This window comes from Brasilonema angustatum, assembly GCF_059505445.1.
The window spans coordinates 219749-244178 of sequence record NZ_JCACKO010000117.1 but is presented as its reverse complement, the minus strand read 5'-3'; the positions used below and the strand labels follow the sequence as shown (position 1 = coordinate 244178).

General features: G+C 42.2%; 16 protein-coding genes and 1 pseudogene. 3 read left to right on the top strand and 14 right to left on the bottom strand.

Going from position 1 to position 24430, the window contains the following annotated elements; translation table 11 throughout:
• Positions 1–44: 44 nt before the first annotated feature.
• The 3 genes from AC5JM2_RS19680 to AC5JM2_RS19670 all read right to left on the bottom strand — a co-directional run bounded on the left by AC5JM2_RS19680 (position 45) and on the right by AC5JM2_RS19670 (position 2022).
• On the bottom strand, positions 45–365 hold the full coding sequence (locus AC5JM2_RS19680; protein WP_495836524.1) for a 2Fe-2S iron-sulfur cluster-binding protein: 321 nt from the start codon (positions 363–365) through the stop codon (positions 45–47).
• 42 nt (positions 366–407) lie between these two features.
• On the bottom strand, positions 408–1760 hold the full coding sequence (locus tag AC5JM2_RS19675) for a selenium-binding family protein (protein ID WP_495836523.1): 1353 nt from the start codon (positions 1758–1760) through the stop codon (positions 408–410).
• Positions 1761–1821: 61 nt separating this feature from the next.
• Positions 1822–2022 (bottom strand): NIL domain-containing protein, encoded by a 201-nt coding sequence (locus AC5JM2_RS19670; protein WP_495836522.1) that lies wholly within the window; start codon positions 2020–2022, stop codon positions 1822–1824.
• 12 nt (positions 2023–2034) lie between these two features.
• Between AC5JM2_RS19670 and AC5JM2_RS19665 the strand changes: the two are divergent.
• Positions 2035–2331 (top strand): annotated as a pseudogene (locus AC5JM2_RS19665) (VOC family protein); the annotation flags it as partial.
• A 192-nt stretch (positions 2332–2523) separates the two neighbouring features.
• Complete coding sequence (locus AC5JM2_RS19660; RefSeq protein WP_495836521.1) at positions 2524–2793, top strand: GlsB/YeaQ/YmgE family stress response membrane protein; 270 nt, start codon at positions 2524–2526, stop codon at positions 2791–2793.
• A gap of 147 nt (positions 2794–2940) precedes the next feature.
• Here AC5JM2_RS19660 and ilvC read toward each other — a convergent pair whose 3' ends face one another.
• The 7 genes from ilvC to AC5JM2_RS19625 all read right to left on the bottom strand — a co-directional run bounded on the left by ilvC (position 2941) and on the right by AC5JM2_RS19625 (position 13228).
• Positions 2941–3933: a ketol-acid reductoisomerase gene (gene ilvC / locus AC5JM2_RS19655; RefSeq protein ID WP_169267002.1), complete on the bottom strand. Its 993-nt coding sequence runs from the start codon at positions 3931–3933 to the stop codon at positions 2941–2943.
• Between the two features lie 296 nt (positions 3934–4229).
• The gene (locus AC5JM2_RS19650) at positions 4230–4865 is read right to left on the bottom strand and encodes a hypothetical protein (RefSeq protein ID WP_495836520.1); all 636 of its coding nucleotides are present in this window, start codon (positions 4863–4865) and stop codon (positions 4230–4232) included.
• A gap of 556 nt (positions 4866–5421) precedes the next feature.
• The gene (locus tag AC5JM2_RS19645) at positions 5422–6288 is read right to left on the bottom strand and encodes an aldo/keto reductase (RefSeq protein WP_495836519.1); all 867 of its coding nucleotides are present in this window, start codon (positions 6286–6288) and stop codon (positions 5422–5424) included.
• 400 nt (positions 6289–6688) lie between these two features.
• Positions 6689–9286 carry a CHAT domain-containing protein gene (locus AC5JM2_RS19640; RefSeq protein WP_495836518.1) on the bottom strand — a complete coding sequence of 866 codons (2598 nt, stop codon included), beginning with the start codon at positions 9284–9286 and terminating at the stop codon, positions 6689–6691.
• Positions 9287–9303: 17 nt separating this feature from the next.
• Entirely contained in the window at positions 9304–10116 is an 813-nt protein-coding gene (locus AC5JM2_RS19635) for a DUF928 domain-containing protein (protein WP_495836517.1), read from the bottom strand.
• A 32-nt stretch (positions 10117–10148) separates the two neighbouring features.
• The gene (locus AC5JM2_RS19630; protein WP_495836516.1) at positions 10149–11855 is read right to left on the bottom strand and encodes a CHASE2 domain-containing protein; all 1707 of its coding nucleotides are present in this window, start codon (positions 11853–11855) and stop codon (positions 10149–10151) included.
• 440 nt (positions 11856–12295) lie between these two features.
• Positions 12296–13228, bottom strand: coding sequence for a CHAT domain-containing protein (locus AC5JM2_RS19625; RefSeq protein ID WP_495836515.1), 933 nt, complete (start codon positions 13226–13228; stop codon positions 12296–12298).
• Between the two features lie 565 nt (positions 13229–13793).
• On the opposite strand from AC5JM2_RS19625, the gene AC5JM2_RS19620 reads away from it, so the two are divergent.
• Positions 13794–15326: a SagB/ThcOx family dehydrogenase gene (locus AC5JM2_RS19620; RefSeq protein WP_495836514.1), complete on the top strand. Its 1533-nt coding sequence runs from the start codon at positions 13794–13796 to the stop codon at positions 15324–15326.
• A 308-nt stretch (positions 15327–15634) separates the two neighbouring features.
• On the opposite strand, the gene AC5JM2_RS19615 is transcribed toward AC5JM2_RS19620, so the two are convergent.
• From AC5JM2_RS19615 to AC5JM2_RS19600, 4 genes are all read right to left on the bottom strand, one after another.
• Positions 15635–20713 (bottom strand): SDR family NAD(P)-dependent oxidoreductase, encoded by a 5079-nt coding sequence (locus AC5JM2_RS19615; RefSeq protein WP_495836513.1) that lies wholly within the window; start codon positions 20711–20713, stop codon positions 15635–15637.
• Between the two features lie 40 nt (positions 20714–20753).
• A complete protein-coding gene (locus AC5JM2_RS19610; RefSeq protein ID WP_495836512.1) occupies positions 20754–21248 on the bottom strand; it encodes a hypothetical protein in 495 nt (164 codons plus the stop codon).
• Between the two features lie 1068 nt (positions 21249–22316).
• On the bottom strand, positions 22317–23378 hold the full coding sequence (locus AC5JM2_RS19605; protein ID WP_495836511.1) for an anthranilate phosphoribosyltransferase family protein: 1062 nt from the start codon (positions 23376–23378) through the stop codon (positions 22317–22319).
• Positions 23379–23445: 67 nt separating this feature from the next.
• On the bottom strand, positions 23446–24402 hold the full coding sequence (locus AC5JM2_RS19600) for a LysR family transcriptional regulator (protein ID WP_495836510.1): 957 nt from the start codon (positions 24400–24402) through the stop codon (positions 23446–23448).
• Positions 24403–24430: the final 28 nt, after the last annotated feature.

The following is a 24430-nucleotide window of genomic DNA, read 5'->3' as shown; positions in this document are numbered from 1 at the left end:
ACCAGACCATCAAGCCTGTTAAGCGTTAAGCGTTAAGCGCTTATCTAACGACCACCTTTAAAAGGATTAATGTAAAGTTTGTTCTGGCACTCTACACCCACTTCAAATTTGCAATCTGAGCGAGGATAGGCAACGCAAAGTAGCACATAGCCTTGATCTGACTGTGCGGGTTTGAGGACAACTGTTCTAGAGTGATCCACCTGACCCTCAATCAAACGCGCCGCACAAGTGATACAAGCACCATATCGACAACCCACAGGTAAGCGCAAACCTGCTTCTTCCACAGCATCTAAGATGTACTGATTTTCTGCAACTTGGACAACAAACTTGTCGCGATTAACAAGTTCAATTTTATATGTTTTCATACATATTTCCTGCGGCAGGCATCTTGCCTGCCATATGCTTTTTTATACCCAAATATCAGAGGTAGAATCGCCACCAGGATAGCGCATCTCATGAGCGCGGGATGGACCAGCGGGTTCCTTACCAAAGTCAACGAAGAAATTCTCGTTGATTTTCAGACCTCCGTTTTCAGTATCGCAGTCTATCTGCAACAAATATGAACCAGCCTTGGCTAAGTCAGGGTAAAACTGATTGTCCCAAGTGCTAAACAGAGAATTAGTTACATAAAGCCGTTTGCCATCAAGACTCAGTTGTAGCATCTGCGGTCCACCACTCAGTTTATGACTTTGAATTTCGCCAGTTTTGCCCAACAAGCCACCAACCCAAACTTGACCTGTGAGTTTAGGATGGGAGGGGTCACTGATATCATATTGGCGGATATCACCATGCAGCCAGTTGGAAAAATAGATGTAGCGATCGTCCATTGAAAGCAGGATATCGGTAATCAGTGATGGTACAGGAATGGGCCAGCCTTCCACTTCCACTGATGGTACATCAATCACTTTCTCAACTTGCCAATGACCGTTGGATTTGTGCCAATGCCAAACATTACTGCTGAGTGCAGCACCAACAAACCCGTGAGTGCTATCAGGGTTATGGTGAAAGCGCACTTCTAAGGGGATGAGTCCTTCTTGATCTAAGTCAAAACTTTGGATAATTTCGTGTTTCGACCAATCCCAAAAATGCAGTTGGTGACCATAATTTCCGGCGGTTACATCGTTGAGATCAAACCCAGGATAGTAGGTTTTGGGTGCACCCCACTCACTACTCACCATGATATTGTGACGCGGCTGATACCAAAAGTCGTAGTTGAAACGCATACCGTCGGCTTTACGTTCCCAACGTCCAGCAATGTCAAAATTTTCATCCAGCAACAAAAAGCCACCTGGACCATTCCCCTCGCTATCACCCAACATGGAAATCATGACATGACCATCAGCTAGACAATGTACGGTATGAGGGGCTGTTAAATTGGTTTTTTCCTTGATTTCCTCCGGTTCAATAACTCTGTGGAGTTTCGGTGCTTTGATATTTGCTGTATCTACAATGTGAATTCTACTGGAACGTTGACCAGGAATCACCATAAAACGCCGAGATTTACTAGCATCGCCGTGACAAGAACTACAAGCATTCCAGCCGAAATGGTGGAGTTCATCACCAACATAAGGCATTGGCAGGCGGTGAATCACTTGGGCGTATGTAGGAGAGTTGGGATCAACGTCTACGGTTGCAAGATAATCTGGTTCAACAATACTTGAACCTGTGTAGAGTGCAACTGTATATAGTACCTTTTCACGTTCTGCTTTCGTTGCTGCTTCAGGAGAAGCGTAGCCGGGACCACAGCAAGCATGAGCCATCGTTTTCTCTCTCCAATAGGTTGTAAAAAATCATGATACGCGGTTTAAATAATGTCAAGAATTACAACCAAATTTGTAAGCCTAATTCTTTTAAATATTTTAAGCCCAACACAATCTGCTGACGCCTACCCCAAACCTCTAAATCAAACCAACCGTCATTTTCTGGGTTAGTATCTAACACTGCTCCGGAAATGTTAACAGTGTTGGATGAGGCGTTCTTCAGACGCGATGCTCCTTTAGGAGCCAGCGAAGCTGATCGCATAAATTAACAATACGGCTTTTTGGTTTCAAGCTAGAAGCTCCCTTGAGTCACTTTGCTGTCGTGCGGGTTAATGTGTCATTAACGCTTGACTTTGCTAACTCTGAAGAATTTGATCCCCACCACTATGCATTCCATGTTAGTGATCAGGAATTCGATGCAAGTTTTGCGCGAGTTAAAGAAGCAGGTCTTGAATATAGTAGCGATCCCATGCACCGAAATAAAGGTCAAATTAACCACATAAAAGGAAATCGTGGCTTCTATTTCCTAGACTCCAATGGGCATAACTTGAAACTGTTAACTCGTGCATAATGTGGTATAAACCAATAAAATTATGACTTTAGACTGATGACAATTAATTAAGTCATACTAAGATGTGACTTGCATCACTTTTGTTTTCTAACTGAAGATAAGTTCCAACTGTTTCTTATGAAAGATGAATAAAAAGTATTGGATAAGTTTAAATAGAATGCATAAAGAAAAGACACGAAAGGAGACAAAATAATGAATCTTATTGCTTGGGTCGTTTTAGGTATTCTAGCTGGCGCTATTGCAAAAGCAATCTATCCTGGTTATCAAGGTGGCGGAATATTATCGACAATAGTTCTAGGTATTGTTGGTGCTTTCGTTGGTGGAACATTAGTTAACGTACTGCAAACTGGAACATTCACACTAACTACTGCAACTTTGAGTCTTCCTGGTTTGTTCGTTGCAGTATTAGGCGCAATGATTGCTATTTTCTTGTACTATCAATTTTCCCGCAGAGCAATCTAAAAAATCATTTATTATTTTTCAACGAATAGATTTCACAAAAAATATTTTTTGCAGCATTTACCATATTGTGAAGAGCTTTGGCTTAAAAAGACATTCCCAGGTTAAACCTGGGAATAAGTCTAAAAAAGATTGTGCATCTACGGTTAATTACTTCTTCAACCAACTGAACATAGCGCGTAAATCTTTACCCACCTCTTCAACACGATGTTCAGCCTCTTGACGACGCATAGCAGTAAATCCAGGTTTACCAGATTGGTTTTCTAAAACAAATTCTCGTGCAAATTGACCAGATTGAATTTCTTGGAGAATTTTGCGCATTTCTGCCTTGGTTTGTTCATTTACAATCCGAGGTCCACGAGTATAATCGCCATATTCAGCGGTATTGGAAATACTGTCGCGCATTTTAGCTAAACCGCCTTCCACAACCAAATCAACAATCAATTTGACTTCGTGGAGACATTCAAAATAAGCTAACTCTGGTTGATAACCAGCTTCCACCAAAGTTTCAAAACCAGCTTTAATTAAAGCACTTAAACCACCGCACAGAACTGCTTGTTCACCAAACAAATCGGTTTCGGTTTCTTCGCGGAAAGTTGTTTCGAGAATACCAGCGCGGGTACCACCGATACCTTTAGCATATGCCATTGCGCGATCGCGTGCCTGACCACTCGCATCCTGAAACACCGCAAACAAACAAGGTACACCTTCCCCTTGTTCATAAGTCCGGCGTACTAGGTGTCCTGGTCCTTTGGGTGCAACCATGACTACATCTACGTTCTCAGGTGGGACAACTTGACCAAAATGAATATTAAAGCCGTGGGCAAATAACAAAACATTTCCTTCTTCCAGATTGGGTTCAATGTCGTTTTTATAAACCGTTTTTTGCACTTCATCTGGCAACAAAATCATAATGAAGTCAGCGGCTTTAACAGCATCGGCAACATTTTTCACGGTTAACCCAGCAGCTTCAGCTTTCGCCGCTGACTTACTACCCGGATATAGTCCGACAATCACGTTCAAACCACTATCTTTAAGATTAAGGGCGTGGGCGTGACCTTGGGAACCATAGCCAATTATGGCAATGGTTTTTTGTGCCAAAAGGTCTAAATTTCCGTCTTCGTCATAGTACATCCGGGCCATAATAGCTTCTCCAGTCAGCAAGCGTCCTGATTGATTGCAAGTTTATAATCTTACCGCAAAACTTAACTCATCTCCCGGCTATGAAATTTTCACTCCGTTTAATTTCATAAAAAGCCGGGAGATTTCGAGTCATTAGTCATTAGTTCTTAGTCATTAGTATGTTTTTCACGAAAATCGTGCTTTTTCTTACTAATGACTATTGACTAATGACTAAGACGGGGCAAGGAGACAATTCCTCGCCGTTAGCTGAAGTTGCGGGGATTCCTTGCCTCGTCTTCTTGAGCAAAACTCCTAATTCATAAGCCAGCCAGCATCCATCCTAGTGCCAATCCAAAGGCTGCGGTTCCTGTCAAAACAGCCATAGCAGCATTGAAACTATTTAAATATTTGTTTAACCTTGTGGCGGCTTTGTTGAAAATCACTACTAAATTACAATACAAAACTAAACGGATAATCACTTGCCAACCGATTATCATCCACAGCAAGATTATCAAAATAACTGTTAAAGCTGGAGCTACAATTCCACGGGTACTTGTTACATCAAGCAATAGAAAAGCGAATAATAAAATATTTATACAATACATAATTATTGTGAAAGCTGAAAGCTTTGGCAAATGTAAAATAGATAAACTAATAGCTAAAATAGAACGTGAAAAAACTACAAAAAGTACCAATCTCCAAGTAGTCTTGGAAAGACGCCTAGAAATAATAGAAGCTAAGGGAAAAATAGCCAAATAAATGACTGTAGGCACAGAAACAACAGAAGATTGTTTGATTAACCAGCCGTCAAAAGCACTGACACTAAAAAAAGCAATTACCCAAACCCACATTTTTGATGTCGGACGAGTGAAAATTTTGTAAAAGTATTTAAGGAAATTAAGGAAATTAATGTTGCCTCTCGTTGCTTTACTCGTTGCTTTAAAAGGGAACATAGTTTTTTAATCAGATTTTGGTTAAATTTTTTATCAGTAAAATCTTCTTCACTTTTGATGCAAGCGTGTATAGGGAATTCGTGCGGTTTCTCAATTTTTGGGGTGACGTATAATACAGCACACAGAGTTAAGAATAATTGAGTAATACAATAGCTTTTATTAAAGATTTTTTATTGACTCAGATCTTGCACCTTGACTTTAGTACGCCTTGAACTTAAGTTCAAGGCTTATAGCCAAAGTCCGTTAAAACGGACTGAAAGACTTATTTAGTCCGTTTTAACGGACTTAAACTTTGAGCCAAGAAATTTATTTCTTGGCGGACGAGAATTATGATGCAAGATCTGAGTTGAGGTAAAACGTTGTCAAGCAGATTATATTAGATTTTGGCAGTCAGAAAAGATAACAATATTTGTGAGCTTGATCAAAAAAATATCAGCTTATTTTATATAGCTGATATGATACAACTTTGTATTTTAGATTCAGGTAAGATACCCAAATTTAGTCCGGAAAATATTTTGTATTGGGTTATATGACTAAGCGAAGCAAGGTAATGTTTTTAGATTTCGCGATCTATTCTTTGCACTTCTTCATCTGATAATTTCACATCAACAGCATGTACTGTGTCTTCAATGCTGGAAGTTTTGCTTGCGCCAGGAATAGGCAATATCGCAGGCGATTTAGCACGCAACCAAGCCAGGACAATATTATAGACTGATACGCCTTTTTCTTTGGCGAGTTTGGCGATCGCCCCAATATCTTCCAAGCCATCATGGCGACGCCTACCGCCATAAGGACTCCAAGGTAGAAATGTCAAATTCTCATGCTGACAATACTCCAATACGCCATCAAATTCTGGCTGACGTTGCCAAGGGTTGTATTGATTTTGCACCGAGACAATATCAACCACATCCCGTGCCCGTTTTATTTGTTCTACAGAAAAGTTGGAAACTCCTACGAACCGAATCATTCCCGCATCCACGGCTTCTTTGGCTGGTGCGAGGGATTCCTCTATGGTATAACTTTTATCTGGTGAGTGATATTGCCACAAATCAATCGGTTTTTTACCGCCCAAAGCCTCAAAGCTGATGCGGATGGTTTCGCGTAAATGCTGTGGGTTACCGTTGGGTGTCCAATTTCCATTTGGGCGCATTAAGCCGCCTTTGGTTGCGACAACAACATGACTCACATCGCCTTTGTAGGATTCTAAAGCTTGGTGAATCAATCGCTCACTGTGGTGCTTGTCGCTTTCATCTTTGCAGTAAGAGTCGGCTGTGTCAATGAACGTGATACCCAAATCCAGGGCACGATGGATGACATCAATTGACTGTGACTCTGGGGGACGACTGCTTATTGACATTGGCATAGCCCCTAAACCAATTGCACTTACGGAGATACCTGTTTTGCCTAGCTGTTTTGTTTCCATTTTTCTCGCTTTCGTTTCTGCGTTATTAATTGGATGATAACTTCGCACTAAAACGTTAAGAAAAACTCTGCATTTTCACTTCTGGCACGAGAGGTAGAAGAAAAGGGGCGTTGCATATCTGCAGGATGATTTCCACGATGTCTGAACCCCATCCCTCAACTACGGTGTACACACATCTCACTTCAAACCTCACCCTCGCTTTTAGCTTCGCTAAAATCTTTCCCTCTCCTTAGTAAGGAGAGGGATGCCCGAAGGGCAGGGTGAGGTTTCGAGGAAATTTCGAGTCATGCGATGACTTGTGTGTACACCGTAACTTGCTAAGGGGGAGGTGTTTAGCGTTAGACAAAACCGGGGTGGGGTTCACTAGGGATTTATAAGCAATTAAGCGAACTTGATATAACTACTCAGCTTCACCAATAAAAATAAATGCTGCCCAGTCACTCGGATTAGGATATTTCTTTCTAGTTTCCAACATCGCTTGTCTTAACGCACGCGCTTTGTCACGGTTATTCCGTAACTGGCGATAAAACTCAGGCATCAAAAACGCTGTAGATTCATCCGGTACTTGCCACAAAGATGCGACAATACTGGGAGTACCAGCAGTGATGAACGCACGTGGTAAACCAATCACACCATCTCCAGTGATGCGTCCCCAGCCAGTATCGCAAGCACTGAGCACAACTAACTCAGCATTTAACTTTAACTTTAAAACATCATTAGCAGTGAGTAAACCATCATCATTACCATCAGGAGCGAGTGCTACTACCCCTGGTATTCCTGGCTCATCTATGTTGTCAAGTAAACCGTGAGTCGCCAGGTGAATAATTCTTGCTTTGACCATTTGTTGTTGAACAGCAGCCTTAGTTGCTTGTTTCCCCACAAGCGGTTGAGTTTTGAACAATTCAGCAATATTTTTCGCTTCTGTTTCTGCGTAGGGTAATGACTTGAGTTGTTCTGCTGATTCCCCAATTTTAGGAGCAACCTTGGGCATGGTGGGATTACCGACAATTAAGGCTGAGTTTTTCTGAGCAGCTTGCTGTAATTTGAGTCGCTTTTGGTGAGTCAGTTCAAGTACTTGAACTGAGGGAGCAATTAATATAGTATGTTTTTCAATCAAGAATTTCTCATTCTCGTCTTGCAAAGCAGCGAAAGGAACCAGGAAGAGAGATTCATGAGGGATGAAGATAACACGCGAGTCAGGATTGGTTGGTAGTTCAGCCGCAATCGGCTGAATCAGTAACTTATACATCTGTTTGAGACAACTGTTACCCCGACAGCCCAGAGGACGTACTGTCTGTGTCGTATCTGCTGTCGTCTCTGGTGAGGATACGTTATCAGTTGTTGTTTTGAGAGTAGAACGAGTCTGGCGAACTAAGCCATTAATCACATTATTTGCCACGCCGCGCCCTTCAGCCAAAGTTGCAGCAGCAGTGCGTGTATCCTCTGCAAAATTGACTAGGTTGGTGTTTTTGATGTCAACTTTGTGAAAGGTAATTTTGCCAGTTGGTTTGATAACCCAAATATATAAGTCATCCGAAGCAATTGAATATTCAACCACAGTGGCGTTTTGTTGTTTAGCAATTTGTTGGATTCGTTCAATATTAGGTGGAGCGGATGAGTTCGATTGTTGACGCGCTGCAAGTAACTCTGCAAAAGCCTGTGCTCTACCTCGTTCGGCAATTAAGAGAGCTTGTGTTGGTTGATTTTGAGCAATCAGGGCTTGTTGCAGGAGGCGGTAGGTAACAGCTTGGGTTTCAAAGATGGAGACTTTGAATGTGTCGTTATCGCCTAAGCTAGTTCGTATAGATTCCCAGACTGTAATTGCTTTGTGGAGATTTGTTTCAGCAGCTTTTGGGTTGTTAGAATTGAGCAGGGCAAGTCCTAGATTGTTTAGAGACGCCCCCTCCCCAAGTTTATCACCGAGAGCCAAGGCGATTGACAAACTCTGCTGCTGGTAGTGTATCGCCTGTTTGTACTCTCCCAGTGAGTGGTAAGCACTTCCCAGATTGCCCAGAGAATTCCCCTCACCTTGTTTATCACCGATAGCTCTGGCGATTGACAAACTTTGCTGCTGGTACTGTATTGCCTGTTTGTACTCTCCCAGTGAGCGGTAAGCAAGTCCCAGATTGCCCAGAGATGCCCTCTCACTTTGTTTATCACCGAGAGCCAAGGCGATTGACAAACTCTGCTGCTGGTAGTGTATCGCCTGTTTGTACTCTCCGAGTGAATAGTAAGCATTTCCCAGATTGCCCAGAGAATTCCCCTCACCTTGTTTATCACCGAGGGCCAAGGCGATTGACAAACTCTGCTGCTGGTAGTGTATCGCCTGTTTGTAGTCTCCCAGTGAGCGGTAAGCAAGTCCCAGATTGCCCAGAGATTTCCCCTCACTTTGTTTATCACTGATAGCTCTGGAGATTTTCAAACTCTGCTGCTGGTAGTGTATCGCCTGTTTGTAGTCTCCGAGTGAGAGGTAAGCAAGTCCCAGATTGCCCAGAGATTTCCCCTCACCTTGTTTATCACCGATAGCCCTGTCGATTGACAATGACTGCTGCTGGTAGTGTATCGCCTGTTTGTAGTCTCCGAGTGAGTCGTAAGCAATTCCCAGATTGCCCAGAGATGCCCCCTCACCTTGTTTATCACCGATAGCCCTGTCGATTTCCAAACTCTGCTGATAGTACTGTATCGCCTGTTTGTAGTCACCGAGTGATTTGTAAGCAATTCCCAGATTGTTTAGAGACATCCCCTCCCCTCGTTTGTCTTTGATGCTTTGGTAAATCTTCAATGCTTGCTGGTAAGAACGCAACGCTGCTTGAAACTGGCTGGTATTTAACTGTTGGTTACCTTGCTCTATCAATTTGTCTGCTTCTTCTTTGAGGGAATTTGTGCTTTGAGCTAATACCCGCATTGACGCAAACAGCACTTTTGTAGAGATGAAAGGTGCTGTGCTACTGGCGAGCAGTGCTATCAGTGTTGCAAGGCTAATGCTTTTCAACTGCATATTTTCCTGTCTTTCAACTAATTTCTGCTGTTGTTTTCAGTGCGGTTAGGAAGGGGATAAGTTGTCCAAGTCTGTGGGGCATTTTTAGGTAAACCCATTAATTGCAACACGTTAGCCCAATCAGTCTTTACTTCTGTATCCTGTGGATTGCTACGCTGAAGTTCAGCCAGTGCAGTTAGTGTTTCATACCACAATTTGGCATCAGTATAGAGGGAGACACGCTCTTTTGGTGGCGCTGCTTTTAACTGAGTGTTTAAGGCTGAACTCACAGGAATGCGCTCTAACCTCCCGTTGACGATCGCATCAGCAGCACGATTTTGAGGATTGCAGATAGCAGAAAAAACCCAACGGTACTCCTTACCTTCTTTTAGGGCGGGTACTATTTTTGGCAGTTGAAGGTTAATAATTCCTGGTTGCTGTTTGAGCGCAAAGGTTGCAGAATAAACTTCTTTGTCTTGGCTGTCGATAAGAACGAACTCTGCATTCAGGCGAGAAACAGACAAGTCGGGAATATAAAACCAAAAGGTAGGATGTTCACTGATTGTTTGTTCAACAAAAGGAATTTTATTCTCAGTTGAGGGTACTAAAGCTATAATTTGTTGATCTAAATTAGAACAGCGCCCTCGTACGGCTCCTCCTCGCTGAATACCCTTAACGACTCCTCCTGGGCGAGTGCCAAAGAAAAAACGTTTTATTTTTTCAGTTAAATTCGGGCTGCGTTGTGATTGTTGTGCTTGGGCAGATGGTAAGCTTTGTAGCGAATGAGCCAATATCAAGCTCAAAATACAAGCAAAAGTTACTTTTTGAGCAGTTGATACATATTGGTGCATTGGTTATTGTTTATATTTATTGTTTGTATTTATTACTTATACGTATTCTGTTTGGGCGATCGCGGAAAAAAAGAAACAATATATATCACTACAGAACTCGTACCAACCAAACCTAGTGCAGGTGGGATGAGTGGTATCCAAACACTGGCAAATGTGAGACTAAACCAACAGGTAACGGATAATACTATAATCCCGCTGCCTACGGCTATTGCTAAGGGCTTGAATGAGCGCCAGTAGCAAGCAAAGACAGCACCTATCAAAGACCAACTCCAAATCCAGAGAATTTCTCCACCTTGTGACCAAACAGACAAAAGTGGTCGTTTATCAAGTGCAGTACTGAGAACTTGACTAATCATGTGCGCGTGTACTATGACACCGCTGAGTGTACCATAAGGTGTAGACCAACGGTCAGGAGGTCCTTGTTGCTCGGCGTAACTACCAATTAAGATAATCTTGTCGCGCAGATCTTCATCTTGAAAGTTATTATTTAAAATCTCTTCGAGTGTTAACTCTTTGGCGACTTCGCCAGAACTCGTGGCGCGATAATTTAACAACACTTGGAAGCCAGCAGCATCTACGTCTTGATAACCTCCAGTAAATGGTTGCAGTTGAGGGAAGACAACGCCACCCAGTTGCAGGTTATTTCCAGATGTGAGGGTATCTTGATAGTTACTGTTTTCTTTCAACTCCTGTTCTAAATAACGACGCGCTAGCATGAAGCTAAAAGATTCTTCTGTGCGACACTTAGCTCCTGGTACCCAATCTTGAAACATAAGATGACGACGCACGGTATCATCTGTGTCTGAGACAAAATCACTAAAACTAATATTCTCTGTAGACACTTCTTTTGGTGGAGCCACCTCTTTTTGTGGATTTCCTTGCTCGTCGATTATGGGTACTTTGCAGACGGCAATAATGTTGTTTTGTCCTAGTCGCTTTAAGAAGTCTGGTATATTAGAATCAGCAGAAAAGGGACGATATAAATCTATTCCAATAAGTCTCGGTTTATGCTGCTCTAGTATTTGCAACAAACGATTAAGAGATGGATCTCGTAATGAGCCTTGTCCCTTCTCTCCTCTTTTATCTTGTGCTAAAATATCATCATCTGTAATTTTGACTATCAGCAGACGTTTATCGATACCTTCATCAGGTCGGAGTTGGATGAGGTGATCAAAGGTTTTCAATTCCAACGACTCTAATACACCAAAAAAGCGCAGTCCTACCAATGCAACGGTGATTGTAAGACTCGCAGTGAACACTGTTTTTAGGTTAAAACGTCTGAGTAAGGAAAGGTGAATTCCCTTTGTTCGCCCTGGTAATGTAGCTTTAGTTACCTCAGTTTCGGACGGCGGTTGAGTGAATTGATTTGAATATTGTGTTGGAGGCTGGGTTGTTGAAGTAGAGTAATCTGGTTCTGAGTTTAGTTCTGAGTTGTAATGAGGGTTGAGTTTATAGGCGATCGCATCTAATTGAGGTGCGTATTCTCCTCCTCTAAAAGCAGACTTGAGTTCTTCACAAAGTTTAGAAACAGAGTTTTCTAATCTTCTTGTTTGTAACAAGTAAATCAGTTCTACTGCAAAGTCGTTTGGGGGAAGCAACCAGATAGCACTCAGTTCTCCTGGGTTGATTCCAATTTCTATGCATAATGCTCTTCGTCTGTCGGGTGCAGTGCGTCCGCTTAATTGTAAAAATTTTCGCAGAGTTTCTATATCTGAATCATTCAGGTCTTCTAAAGACATATGATTTTTTGAAGAGGGTGTTTTAAAAGTTTTGTTTCATGCTTTTAGTTTAGAGGAGATTGCTTCCCTCCACTGCGTTGCGATCGCAATGACATCTTACGTTCCCTTATTTCATGCTTTTATAGCAGTTCTGACTTGAGTGTAATACAGATTGTTTGTAGGGGCTGTTCTATACCCATTGATGTCAACTTAAGCCAAAAGCCATTATTGGCAAGCATTTGATCATTTTTGATGTACCATCTAGATTTTCGATCCCCCCTTAATCCCCCCTTAAAAAGGGGGGAAATAAAATCTTAGCCCCCTTTTTAAGGGGGTTGGGGGATCTACAACGACGCTCAATTGGGTGTTTGAACGTGATTGTTGACATGTATGGGCAAGACGAAAGCCCGTACCGAGTTGCGTGTATTGTATGCAAGTGAAATTCGTTATAAAGTTCATTTTCATAGAGAATCGGTATGACAATTGAGTTTAGCTATAATTGCTCCTAATTTAGAACTGTATCCTCCTCCTTTGAAGTCTGACTCCAGTTTTTTACAAAGTTTATAAATTGTTGTTTGTAATTTTCTTTTTTGTAATAAATCAATCAGTTCTACTGCAAAGTCATTTTCAGGAAGTACCCATATAGAACTTAGTTCTCCTGGGTTGATGCCAATTTCTATACATAATGCTCTGCGTCTTTCTGATGCTGCGCGTCCGCTTAATTGTAAAAGTTCTCGTAAAGTTTCTATGTCGGAGTCGTTGAGATCTTGGTTGATTTCAACTAGAGGATTGATTTGCGAATTAACTGGTGATGGGGATTTATCTAATATGTTATTTTTAACTAAAACTGGAATTTGTCCTTGAGAAACATCTTCCATTTGAATAGCAACCAAGCCTTCCTCAAAAGCTCTTTCAATAACATCTTGACTATCTGGATTTTCGTACCCTAGTCCATCATAAAAGCCAATAGCAAATACAATAGCAGCTTTGTCACCAATCGGCTGATTCATGCCAATAGTATAATTAATGTGTTGGCTAATTGCTTGGGCGGATTTTTCGGAATAACAAGCATTCAGTAATACACACTTAACATAATTGGCGTGTAGCTTAAACAATGCTGCTAATCCCGTTGGTGATACGGGTTTATGGTTCCCGCCATCGTCTTCTAACACCAAACTACCATCCTCCATCCCATGTCCACAAAAATGGACAATTTGAGGATGTTCTTCTGCTATGGCACGACGAATATCTTGAGGACGTACAGCAGTTCTAATTTTTATTTCAAACAAATCCCGTTTTACTGCCCGTTTAATAGCTTCTTCAATTTCCCGGATTTCTTTATCTAAGCGTAAACCGTGGGGAATTGCTGTTAAAATTAATACTTTTTGTGGCATTGGCTGAACTCCCGTTACTGCAATACGGTTCGGTTAAGATCCCCCCGCCTGCGGCGACCCCCTTAAAAAGGGGGTAAAAGAGGGTTAGAAGCCCCCCTTTTTAAGGGGGGGTTGGGGGGATCTTCAGGGGATCTTCAAAATATTAAAACGTTAACCGAACCGTATTGCCTGTTACTGCCTTCTTACCCATTTAAACTTTGCACCCTAAACTCTTGTTTGGACAGTGCCGACAGTCCTGAGTCTTGTGGCAGCTTATTCACTGCTTCTACCTTTTTGTTACTGATGATACCATTGCTCATTGCCAGCGATAAGCTAAGTACTCTGGCATTAACGGCAGTTAGATTTAGTTATTTCTAGAAGATTTGTAAAGAAAAAATTAAAAATTTTGAAAATAAAAATTTGGAATCTTACATTTTTGATCAAAAATTAAACAACCTCTACTGCTTGTCTACTTACTCGTTTATGCTCTAATAACCTTCTGTTTGTTCATTATTTGTACTAATTAAGACTAAATGATGATCCGATAGAATGCAAAGATATGTAGCAGAAGCATATTTAAACTCTTATGCCAGAACTACGTCAGTCAATCGCTCAGCACTACCACGAACGAACTAAGTACGATCCGCAGACTATCGCCTCAAAGAACAAGGGGTTAAACTGGTCTAAGCAACCAGTGCCGTTCAAAGAGTACAAAATTGGCTCTACTTTTGACCTCAAGCCCTATATCCAAGAGAAAGCAGAAGCTTTTGTTGACAAGCCTGATGCTCAATGGTGGCAGAGGTTGTCGGGGCTACTGTTTTGCAGCTACGGACTCACAGCAAAAATGCCTTCTATGGGAAATACGGTATATTTGAGGGCTGCACCCAGTGCGGGTGGCTTGTATCCTGCGGAGATGTATGTTGTTTCTCGTGGCACTGCGTTGTTGCCGCCGGGAGTGTACAATTACCAGTGTCGAACTCACTCTCTGATCGCTTGTTGGGAAAGTGATGCTTGGCAAAAGCTGCAAGAAGCTTGTTTTTGGCATCCAGCTTTGCAAAAGACGCAGTTAGCAATTATTATTACTGCAGTTTTCTATCGTTCAGCTTGGCGATATGAAGATAGAGCTTACCGAAGAATTTTTTTGGATACAGGACACCTGTTAGGTAATATGGAGTTAGCTGGCGCTATGACTCAGTATCGCCCTCACCTGATTGGTGGCTTTGTAGATGAGGCGGTGAATGAATTGCTCTACATCGATTCTCAACAGGAAGGTGCGATCGCCGTGATCCCCTTAGCAGACTTGCTGGATATTAAGCAAAATATACTCACAGGACCAACAGCTTTACCCTCTGCGACAGAAACGAACTATCCTGATATTCCCGATGGTAAACTCCTGAAATATTTTCATGACTGCACGCAAATTCCACCAGGAACAACCAGTAAACTCACTGCACCTGAAGTCAAACAAGAAAAATCTTTAGAGGATAAATATAACTTCCCTTTCTGTGAAAAAATCTCTACTGTTAGCCAACCTATCCACTGGGGAGAAAAACTCGATGGACTAGAAGTGACGATTCTCAAACGGCGTTCTACCCGTGCTTACAGTGGTGATGATTTAACATTTGATGAACTAAAAGCTTTACTCGATTTTTCTTACCAACCTCAACATTATGTTGACCAAGGTTTTGATCATTCGACTGATTACTTTGACTTAAATTTAATAGAAACATTTATTGCTGTTTCTGGGGTAGAAGGTGTTGAGGCAGGGTGTTACTATTATGCGCCCAAAGCACAACAATTACGACAAATTCGTTTTAAATACTTCAGAAAAGAGTTACACTTTCTTTGTTTGGGACAAGAGTTAGGACGAGATGCAGCAGCAGTCGTTTTTCATACAGCTGATTTAAAATCAGCAGTCGCTCAGTATGGCGATCGCGTTTACCGTTATCTGCACATGGATGCTGGTCATTTAGGACAAAGGCTAAATCTAGCTGCTATTCGCCTTGGTTTGGGTGTTAGTGGTGTTGGTGGTTTCTTTGATGACAAAGTGAATGAAGTACTTGGTATTCCTGCGGACGAAGTTGTGTTATACATGACTACGTTAGGAAGACCGAGGTAGTTTGCAACAGAAGTGGTGTGGGATTCAAGCCAGAATACCCAATAGGGGAAATAGGGGAAAAAGAGGTTTTGTTACTAACGACCATCTTTACAGCGCTTTTCAAGTAAATAAACTAAGGGGTAGGGGCAAAGACTAGACGTGCCTTACGAAGATTTGTGGTTCAATTAACAGAAAATAGCTGTAAAACCCTTTCCCCCCTGCACTCTGCACCCTACTCCCTTGCAGCCTTAATGATAAGTCTTTAATCGGACACGATATTACACCCCCTAGTTCTTGACACCAATTCTCCCCCGCTATACCCGTTCGCGTTAGCGGTGGGAGGATGTCAACTGTGCAGTATACGCCTTTTCTAGGCAAAGCTTCAATTGCTCTGCCAGCATTGCTACCTCGGGTTCTTCAAGGAGGGAAAGGTGAGAACCGGGAAGATGATAGACATCTACTCCAGCGGTTACCTCGCTCCAACCAAATTGCGGATCATACTTTACACCGACAGCATCGTCCCGATTCTTATCGTCAGTCCGAAAAACAATCATTCGACCAGGATACGCTTTCAAGGTGTACTGCTCGATTGCTTGGACGTTAGCAGCTATAACATCTAAGTGTTCGTCGCCTTCAGGTAAAACTTCGGACTTTTCCAGCAAACGCCGGTATTTGTCTCGGATATGGTACGTGCCCCACTCAGTCCAGCCCACAAGCTTTTGCTGTAGGTAGGTAGGTCCTTTTTCTATAAAATTATTTATGTGCTCGAAAATTCTTAGCGCAAAGGGTAACCGCTTCTCACTACCCGGACGAGAAGTATCAAGCATAGCCAGAACAGCGACTTTCTCACCTTGAGAGTGGAGTTGTTGTGCTATTTCGTAAGCAATTATACCACCCAAGGAGTAACCTCCTAAATAGTAAGGACCATTGGGTTGAATCGTTTGGATTTCTTTAATATAGTGTGCTGCCATGTCTTCAATCCGGGTTAAAGGAGGGTGTTTTCCATCTAACCCTTGTGGTTGTATTCCATAAACTGGTTGATCCGAACCTAGACGTAATGCTAAAGGACGGTAACACAGGATTTCTCCGCCAAGGGGGTGGATGCAGAAGAAAGGTGGCTTGGAACCCTTGGGTTGAATTGGTACCAAAGATGACCAAACTGCAACGGATTTGTCCTCACCAAGCGCCGCTATCAAAACCTGCTCACCAATTGCTTTTTCTTCTTCAGAATAGAGCATCTTGGCAAGAGCTTCCACTGTACCTGATTGGAAAAGGGTGGATAAGGGAAGTTTTTTGCCGAATCTATTCTCTATCTGTGCGAATAAGCGTACTGCCAGCAGTGAATGTCCTCCCAACTCAAAAAAGTTGTCATGAATACCCACTTGTGGAACACTCAACACTTCTTGCCAGATGCTAGCAATTTGGCGTTCCAACTCGTTCCTTGGTGCGACTCGCTCAGCTGCGCGACGCTTCCGACGTTCTGTGGTGACTAGTTGCTCTCGATCAATTTCACTCGTTGCCAAAAGCGGCATTTCTTCAAGCTGCACAAAATCACAGGTGGATGGAGTCCCGAAGCGATCGCTCACCTCTAACTCTTGCAACTTGGCTACAGGCACTGGACTTATTGAGGCAGTAAAATGTGCGGATAATTTCTGGATACGATAAGATTCCGTCTTAATGTATCGTCGAATCGGACGTTTACTTGCATCCAGTCCCACCAAAAGTTGTGTCTGATTATGATGCAATAAAGTGAGCAATGATTGCAAGCCTTGCTCACTTGTCATGGCATGGTATCCTCGGGCGAGCGTCAAATCTTTCATTTGGTAGTTGCGGCTCATGCCCACCTCATCCCACATACTCCAGGCAAAGCAATAGCTGTGCAATGAACTTTGATGTCGCTGGTAGTGAGAAAAGGCATCCACAAAACGGTTAGCAGCCGCGTAAGCACCCGCACTAAACCCTCCAAAGAAACTGTTCACCGAAGAAAAGCTGATGAAAACACTCTCTGGCTGGTTCTTGATCAGTTGATGCAGCGTCCATGTACCAAAAACCTTGGGACGAAGTGTCGCGGCAAAGCTATCCGGCGTTTCCTCAAGTAGCAGGCGTCTTGTAGGAATCCCTGCTAAATGGATAACTCCATTTAGCTCGCATTGCCAGCTGGCACAATGCTGCTCAACCACCTGTTGCAACTGAGTCAAATCACAAACATCAACAGCTTCATAAATGACTTCTCCTTGCAGTTGCTCTAAGGATAGATAAGCTCGAATCCGCTCAGAAACAGCATTTTCTTGTTGCAGATGAGTTTCCCATGTACTTCTTTCCGGCAGGGGAGTTCTACCCACTAACAACAAACGAGCACTATACTGCTTTAGAAGATACTTAGCAATCTCTACACCAACGCCTCCTAATCCACCAGATATCAGATACATTCCCCTTGGTTGGAAGGGAAGTTCTTGCTTTTCTTCCTGGCGCAAGTCCACCTTTTCTAGGTAAGGTACTAGACGCTCTCCATTGCGGTAAGCGACTTCTTGCTCTTTTTGAATGAGTTGGAGTTCTTGAAGAATGTATGCTGCATTGACTTCGCTGTTTTGCACGGGCAGATCGAGATGACGAGTATCCAACCAGGGCAATTCTGCGGAGATTGTTTTAATAAGTCCTGGTATGGGCGATCGCTCGCAAGCAATTTTTTCTTCTTTTGAGGTGACTTGGCTGAAGCTTGCAATTACCTGTAGCCGCACTGGCGTATCCGAACCTTGAACTTGCTCCAATGCCTGAACTAAGAAAAGCAGACTATAAACTCCTCGCTGTTGTGCCTGCTCTAGCGCTTCCAAGCTAGAGATTTCTCCAGCATACTGGTCATAAGTCCACAAATGTAAGATTTGTTCAATTGGAAGCTTGTTTGTTGCTTTTGAGACAAATTCCAGCAGTTGTCGATAGTGGTCAGGATTTTCCGGAGCAATGCGATAGCGATTATCAGCTAGTTTGGCAAAGTCTGTCCCAGCCTCAATGCGAACATAAGGCTGGTTGAGTTTACCTAGCTCGGCGCACAAAAACTCTCCCAAACCCAATGAGTCCAAAAATACCAAAACAAGACCCGTCTGGGGTTTAGTGTCTAAAACAACCGTTTCTTTCCGTCGCCATATTGGGCGGTAAAACCAGTCTGGCAGAGTCTTGTCATTTTCAAGCAAAATATCAACTTGCTTGAGTATAGAATCAAACTCACCAGCTTCAAAGCTCTTTTTGAGTTGCGCGTGCTGAATTTTGCCAATTGAGGTCTTAGGTATTACCTCTTTTTCAACTGGGATCAAATAAGCAGGTTTTATTCCTATCTTGCTAACAACCTTCTGACGAATTTCTTTTAACAGTTCTTCTAAGCGGTTATCGTCAGAAATAGAAGTGTGGAAAAAGACAATGACTTCATCAGTATTACTACCAACTTGCCGAGTTGCACAGGCTGCTGTGTAAGACACTTCCACTCCTGCAACCGCTTCCACCACCTGTTCAATTTCATGAGAATAGTAATTAACACCGTTGATAATAATAATATTTTTTGTCCGCCCTGTAATGGTTAGACGCCCGTTATGCAGAAATCCCAAATCCCCAGTATTAAACCAACCATCCTCAGTGAATACTTCTTGGTTGAGTGCGGGATTTTGATAATAACCTGAGGTGACAGTAGAGCCTTTGACTTGCACATAGCCAATTGTTTGCTCGTTGACAACTTCATTTTTGTCATTCACGATGCGAAGGGAAATCCCAGGAATGGGGGAGCCTAATTCTGCAAAGGAAGCATATTCTGGTATTGAGGTGTTTAGCAAATATTCTTCAGAAGAAGTCACACCTGAGGAAGTTTCAGCCATACCCCAAGAAGAATGCATCGCATTATCTGCTAGCCCGTGAGGTGAAAGCAGTTCTCGCACCTTTTGTGCTGTCTGAGGGACAATAGGCTCAGCCGTATTTAGAAAAGACTTGACTGAGGATAAGTTCCAACGCCGCTGCTCGATTTCAACACTACGTTCGCTCAGCAGGGCAAAAGCAAAATTTGGTGCCCAAGTCGTCGTCACTCGATAGCGCTCGATCAAATCGAGCCATTTCAAGATATCTTGCAAAACTACCGTAGTCGGAGCATGGATTTGCTGGCATCCTAAAAATATACACCTGATGAGACACCGAATCAACGGACCAGGGTGATCCAAGGGTAGCCAGTTCAACGAGATATCTTGGCTTGTAAGATGATTGATTTGGGATGTGCCAACGACACTGCTTATAATATTACGATGCGTCAGCGTCACCCCCTTGGGCATACCAGTACTACCAGAGGTGAGCAATAATAATGCTAAATCATCTGGCTGGCTGGAGTACCAATTTTGATCTGGATCGTGCAATCGCAAATTCTCGACTGTCTCAACTTGCAAGTTCTCAAGGTTCAACTGATTGGACAGGGTGCTAATCTGAGGGGTAATGCTATCATTAGTCAGCACTATTGGTTGGTCCAAAACCTGCCAAGCATTTTGTAGCTTTTTAACATTACTGTCGGATGGATCGTTGTAGTTAGATGCGATCGTTATCGGTACTGGGACAAACCCTCCCAAAATGCAGCCCCAGAATGCCAAAATGAAGTCTTGATATCGGTCTAATTGTAAAATGACTTTGTCTTGAGGCTGAAGATCCAGCTTTCTTAACCCTGCTAGCAACCGTTGTGCGTCTTCAAGCAATGCCTCATAAGACTGAATTGTTTCGGAACCGTCAGAGTGGATGTAGACAATTCCTCGCTCTGATGCTTCTTTAGCAGCTCTCAGTAGCACTTGCGAAAGATTTTTTGGAGCATCCGTTGCTAACTTTAGCGGTTCACCATGACTGATGGCAATAGAGTCTGACTTCTGTGTGCTTGCTTGAGGAACAATTTTGGTGGGGTGAGGTGTGCTGTCATTACCAACTTTCCACTCAGGTAGCAAATCCAATAGATGCAGGGGGGGGATTTTCTCGTTATACTCTTGAACCACTACTGCGGCTTGCTCGATTTCGGGGAGCGATCGCACTTGCTCTTCCCATTGCTCCATTAACTCAGAGTCGATCACTTCCAAATTTAATAAAGCTTGTTCGTCTACCAGTCCTTGCTTGGTGAGCGGCAGGCTAGACACCATAACATAAGCATTGGGCATTTTAGCAGCAGGGAGCACGCCTTGCAAGTGGGACTGTAGCTTCTCCAACGAAAATGATCCTGCCGCAACCAGATAAGCAACTAGCTCTGGTTTGGAAGTTTTTCCTTCCCGAACCAGTACCACACAGTCGTCAATCAGCGGATAGTCCAGCACAGCTGCTTCCACGATTTGCTTATCTGTCATATCATCCGGTAGCTTCTTTTTCACTGTTGAGAGAACAGTAGTCTTGTTGCTGATATCGTCCATATTTCGTCATCCTTCGTTCCTATTACTTAGTCAATAGACATTAACCTAGCCACCCGTGTGTCGCATTTTCCTCTCTGAAATCTACGAAAGATATCAGAGAGGAAAATTTATGCCTTGTACCAGTTATAGTGCAACCATTTTCTGTCCTTCTCCCTGTTGGAAGATGACAAACGTTATTATACAAATTGTTTATCTGTATATAGAAAGCATCTTTTCTTTTTGCGTGTCTTTTTTTTAACGGCAATCGAGGAGACTTTTTTAGTTGTTCAAAAGGATTCGCGATACACATGATTGCGTCTGCTGTTTGGGCAATCCCTTTGTTTTTTGCATTTGAGTCTTCTTTAATTTTTTGGAATTTGATGAAGGTTTTTCGAGTGTAAAAGGACATAGAAAAGCTATTTTTCACGAATATCATAAATGAGCTTATATAATTTTGTTGTTTTTGATTATTACAATTGTCAAATAAATCTTCAGAAATAACTTGATAACAGAGATTTTCTTCGCACGATGCTTTAGGAGCATCCCAAATATTCAAGTTTCTGCCCGATACAGTACAAGCATCTTACTTGCTATCGTGCGCCAACTTTCCGGTTCACACTACGTTTACACGTATTAGGATGTTCCCTTACGTTTTTTTATTTTCTGGACATCTGGCTTTCTTTCAGTACAGTTTTTGATCGGTTAGTGATTTGAATTAAATTTCAATGTATATTTAATGACTTCAGGTTAATTCTTGCAATTTTAGGCTTTATTCAATTTCTTACAAGACAAGAACTCATCATGTAAAAAATCAGCATTCATTTTGGTACAATTACATCTAACATAATAATCAAAGTTGCTAGTTCTAAAAAATAACAATATAAGTACCAAATATTCCTGATGTTTTAGAAAAGAATCAAAATAGAAAGTTATTTGATTTTTTCTAACAGACCTGGAAATCGAGTTCATAACTCATAACTCTCATTTGTTGAAACCAATCTTTATTATGAGTATAATTCGGTTTTCATGAACTTCGGCTATTAGACAAAAAATGAATTTATAAATTGTTCTGCATAGGATGATATAACATGCTTCAAAACATGGTTTTCGTTTTGTTTTAATACGCTTTTTACGAGTAACTGGTAATCGATATTAATAGATAATTTTACATTTTTTAAATAAACTTAGCGTTGTTTTATAGCATTTTTCATATAATCTTTATTTTTTCTTTAAAAAAGATCACTAAATATACTAGTAATACTAAATCCGCTTTTGTAACCCCCTTTTTATCCTGGCACAGGTGCGGCTATACAGACAAAGTCCTTCTTGTGCGGACTAATGGAAAAGGGGTCATTAACCCGGATTGGTATTATACCAAATTGTCTTTGATGGTATTATTTGCTCGGAAGTTAGTCCAGTAGCGACTTTGATTCCAAACAAGACTAACTATGGCAACTTGGTATAATAATTGCTACAAATTAACTCTGAGTAATTATAAATTTAATGATCACAGTAATTTTACACAGACGTTATCAGACAAAATTAAAATCTAGATTAGCTACCAGTCAAGCTATCCATTTAAAGGCTGACAACTACAAGGACAGTATGCGGTAGTATAAAATTATTAGCAAAGGCTTGAGGAAAGTTCTTCTAACTTCTGAGTGATCACACCACTGGTGAATAATTCCTTTGCCTTGATAATACCTTCACGCATATCTGAACAAATTCCACAACGCCAAAGGTAAAATCCTCCATTCCACAAAGCTGTTTCCATCAGAGGTGAGGGTTTACCATTCAATACTCCCTGTATATTGGCAATTAATTCTTCAGTGGTACCGAGAGGTTCATTCTTTGTCGTGAAGCCGTAATCACGAGGGGACAGGTGTAAACGTTCTATTGATATATTGCCTGTCTCATCCAGTTCTGAAGTTCTGGTTATGCCAATGATAGCAGTGCGATCGCGTGGTAACTCGCAGCTTCCCTCCAACCCTTTTACTGTTGTCAATTGAGTCACCCCTCGCAATGCTAGGGTGTTTTGAAACAACATTTCTGTGGGAGGATGAACAAACCCAGCAATGATATGAGCATTTCCTGCATAAGGACACCAAATGAGTTCCATTGTCGCCAAAGGTGGACGCTTGCCAAGCTGGTCGCGGTACTCCCAGATACTATTTGTTAAGGGGAAATGCTTAGAAGTATAAACAAAGCCAAGTCCACTTTTCTCAAACACTTGCTGAGTTTTTTCTAATGATAGTCTAGTCCAATCAACTCCTAAACCCTGCCAAATATTTACTAATGGCACTCCGTACTTTGTAGGGAAACAATCTCCACCGTGCATAATCACTGGCTGTCCGCTTGCTGCTAGTAATAAAGCCGTTACTGGGCTAATCGGTGCGGTGCGAGTTCTGCCATCATAAGGTATGCCTAAAACTATCACAGGTCGTTCGCAGGTGATTGGTTGCAGTTTTGGTCCTAGTTCATCATAAGCATCTAACATTCCAGCAATTTCTTCAGCCGTAGGACGTTTGATGCGATGAGCGATTAAAAATGCCCCAATTTGTGCTGGTGTCGCTTCTTTGCGCAGCATCATCTTCATTGCGGTGGCTGCTTCAGTGCGAGTTAAGTTCTGTCCAGTATGCTCACCACTAGCTATCTTTTTAAGTAAATCTCTGAATACTATGCTCATATTTTTGTCCTTTGTCGTTTGTCAAAAGTCAAATGACAAACGACAGATGACTGATGACTTATAACTGCTAACAAGCCGACTTTACTAAAGAATCCAATTGTGGTGGTACATTGTCCCTAACCAACTGCCAAAAATGCTTGATAGGAGGAATCTGAAGTCGGTCTTGAGTTGTGACCATAACGACCTGCCGAGTCAAACTAGAACTCTCAGGTGAAGAACTATTACTGTTAGTGTTGCAGGCTAGGGAACGAACTGCAAGGCTAGGGTCAATACGTGCTTCAACTAGTGCCGACTGTGGTAGCATAGCCACAAGTTCCCCTTGGCGCACGACTCCCCGGAAAGCATCTAGAGTATTCACTTCTAAAGCCGCATGCAGTGTGACTTCTAACCGTTCAAATCTATCTTGTATCAGGCGTTGCATCCCATAACCATCCTTAAACACGACTTGCGGATAACGAGTGAGCTCCGACCAAGGGATGCGTTCATATTGGGCTAACGGATGATTTTTTGCGACTAAAACTTCTATTGGTTCATCATACAGCACTTCTACTAGCATTTCTTTGCCAGTGCATAAGAAGCGATTATTCATGACGATTGCCAAATCCACGAGTCCATCTTTGAGGACTTTTAAGGCGCGATCGCTACCCAGCGATGTCACCCGCAATTGGACTTGTGGATAATCATGACAAAATTTTTGCAAAACTGGTGGCAGGTAATAAGCACATAGTGAGTGAATTGCTGCGACACAAAGTTCTGGCTGCTTTCCTGCCAATAAATCAGCAATTTCCTGTGTAGCACTTTGCCACTCTTGGCATATTTTTTGAGCACGAGGTAGCAAGCGTTCACCCGCCAACGTCAGCTTTGCTTGGCTGGTTCTATGAAAAAGTTCTAACCCCAAATCTTCTTCTAATGCTTGAATTTGCCGACTAACAGTCGATTGGGTGACACCGCGTGTTCGTGATGCACCTTGAAAACTACCAGTTTCTGCGATCGCCAGAAAGGCTTGCAACTGCTCTAGTCGCATCTTGATGTAGCCTGAAGTACACTTATGG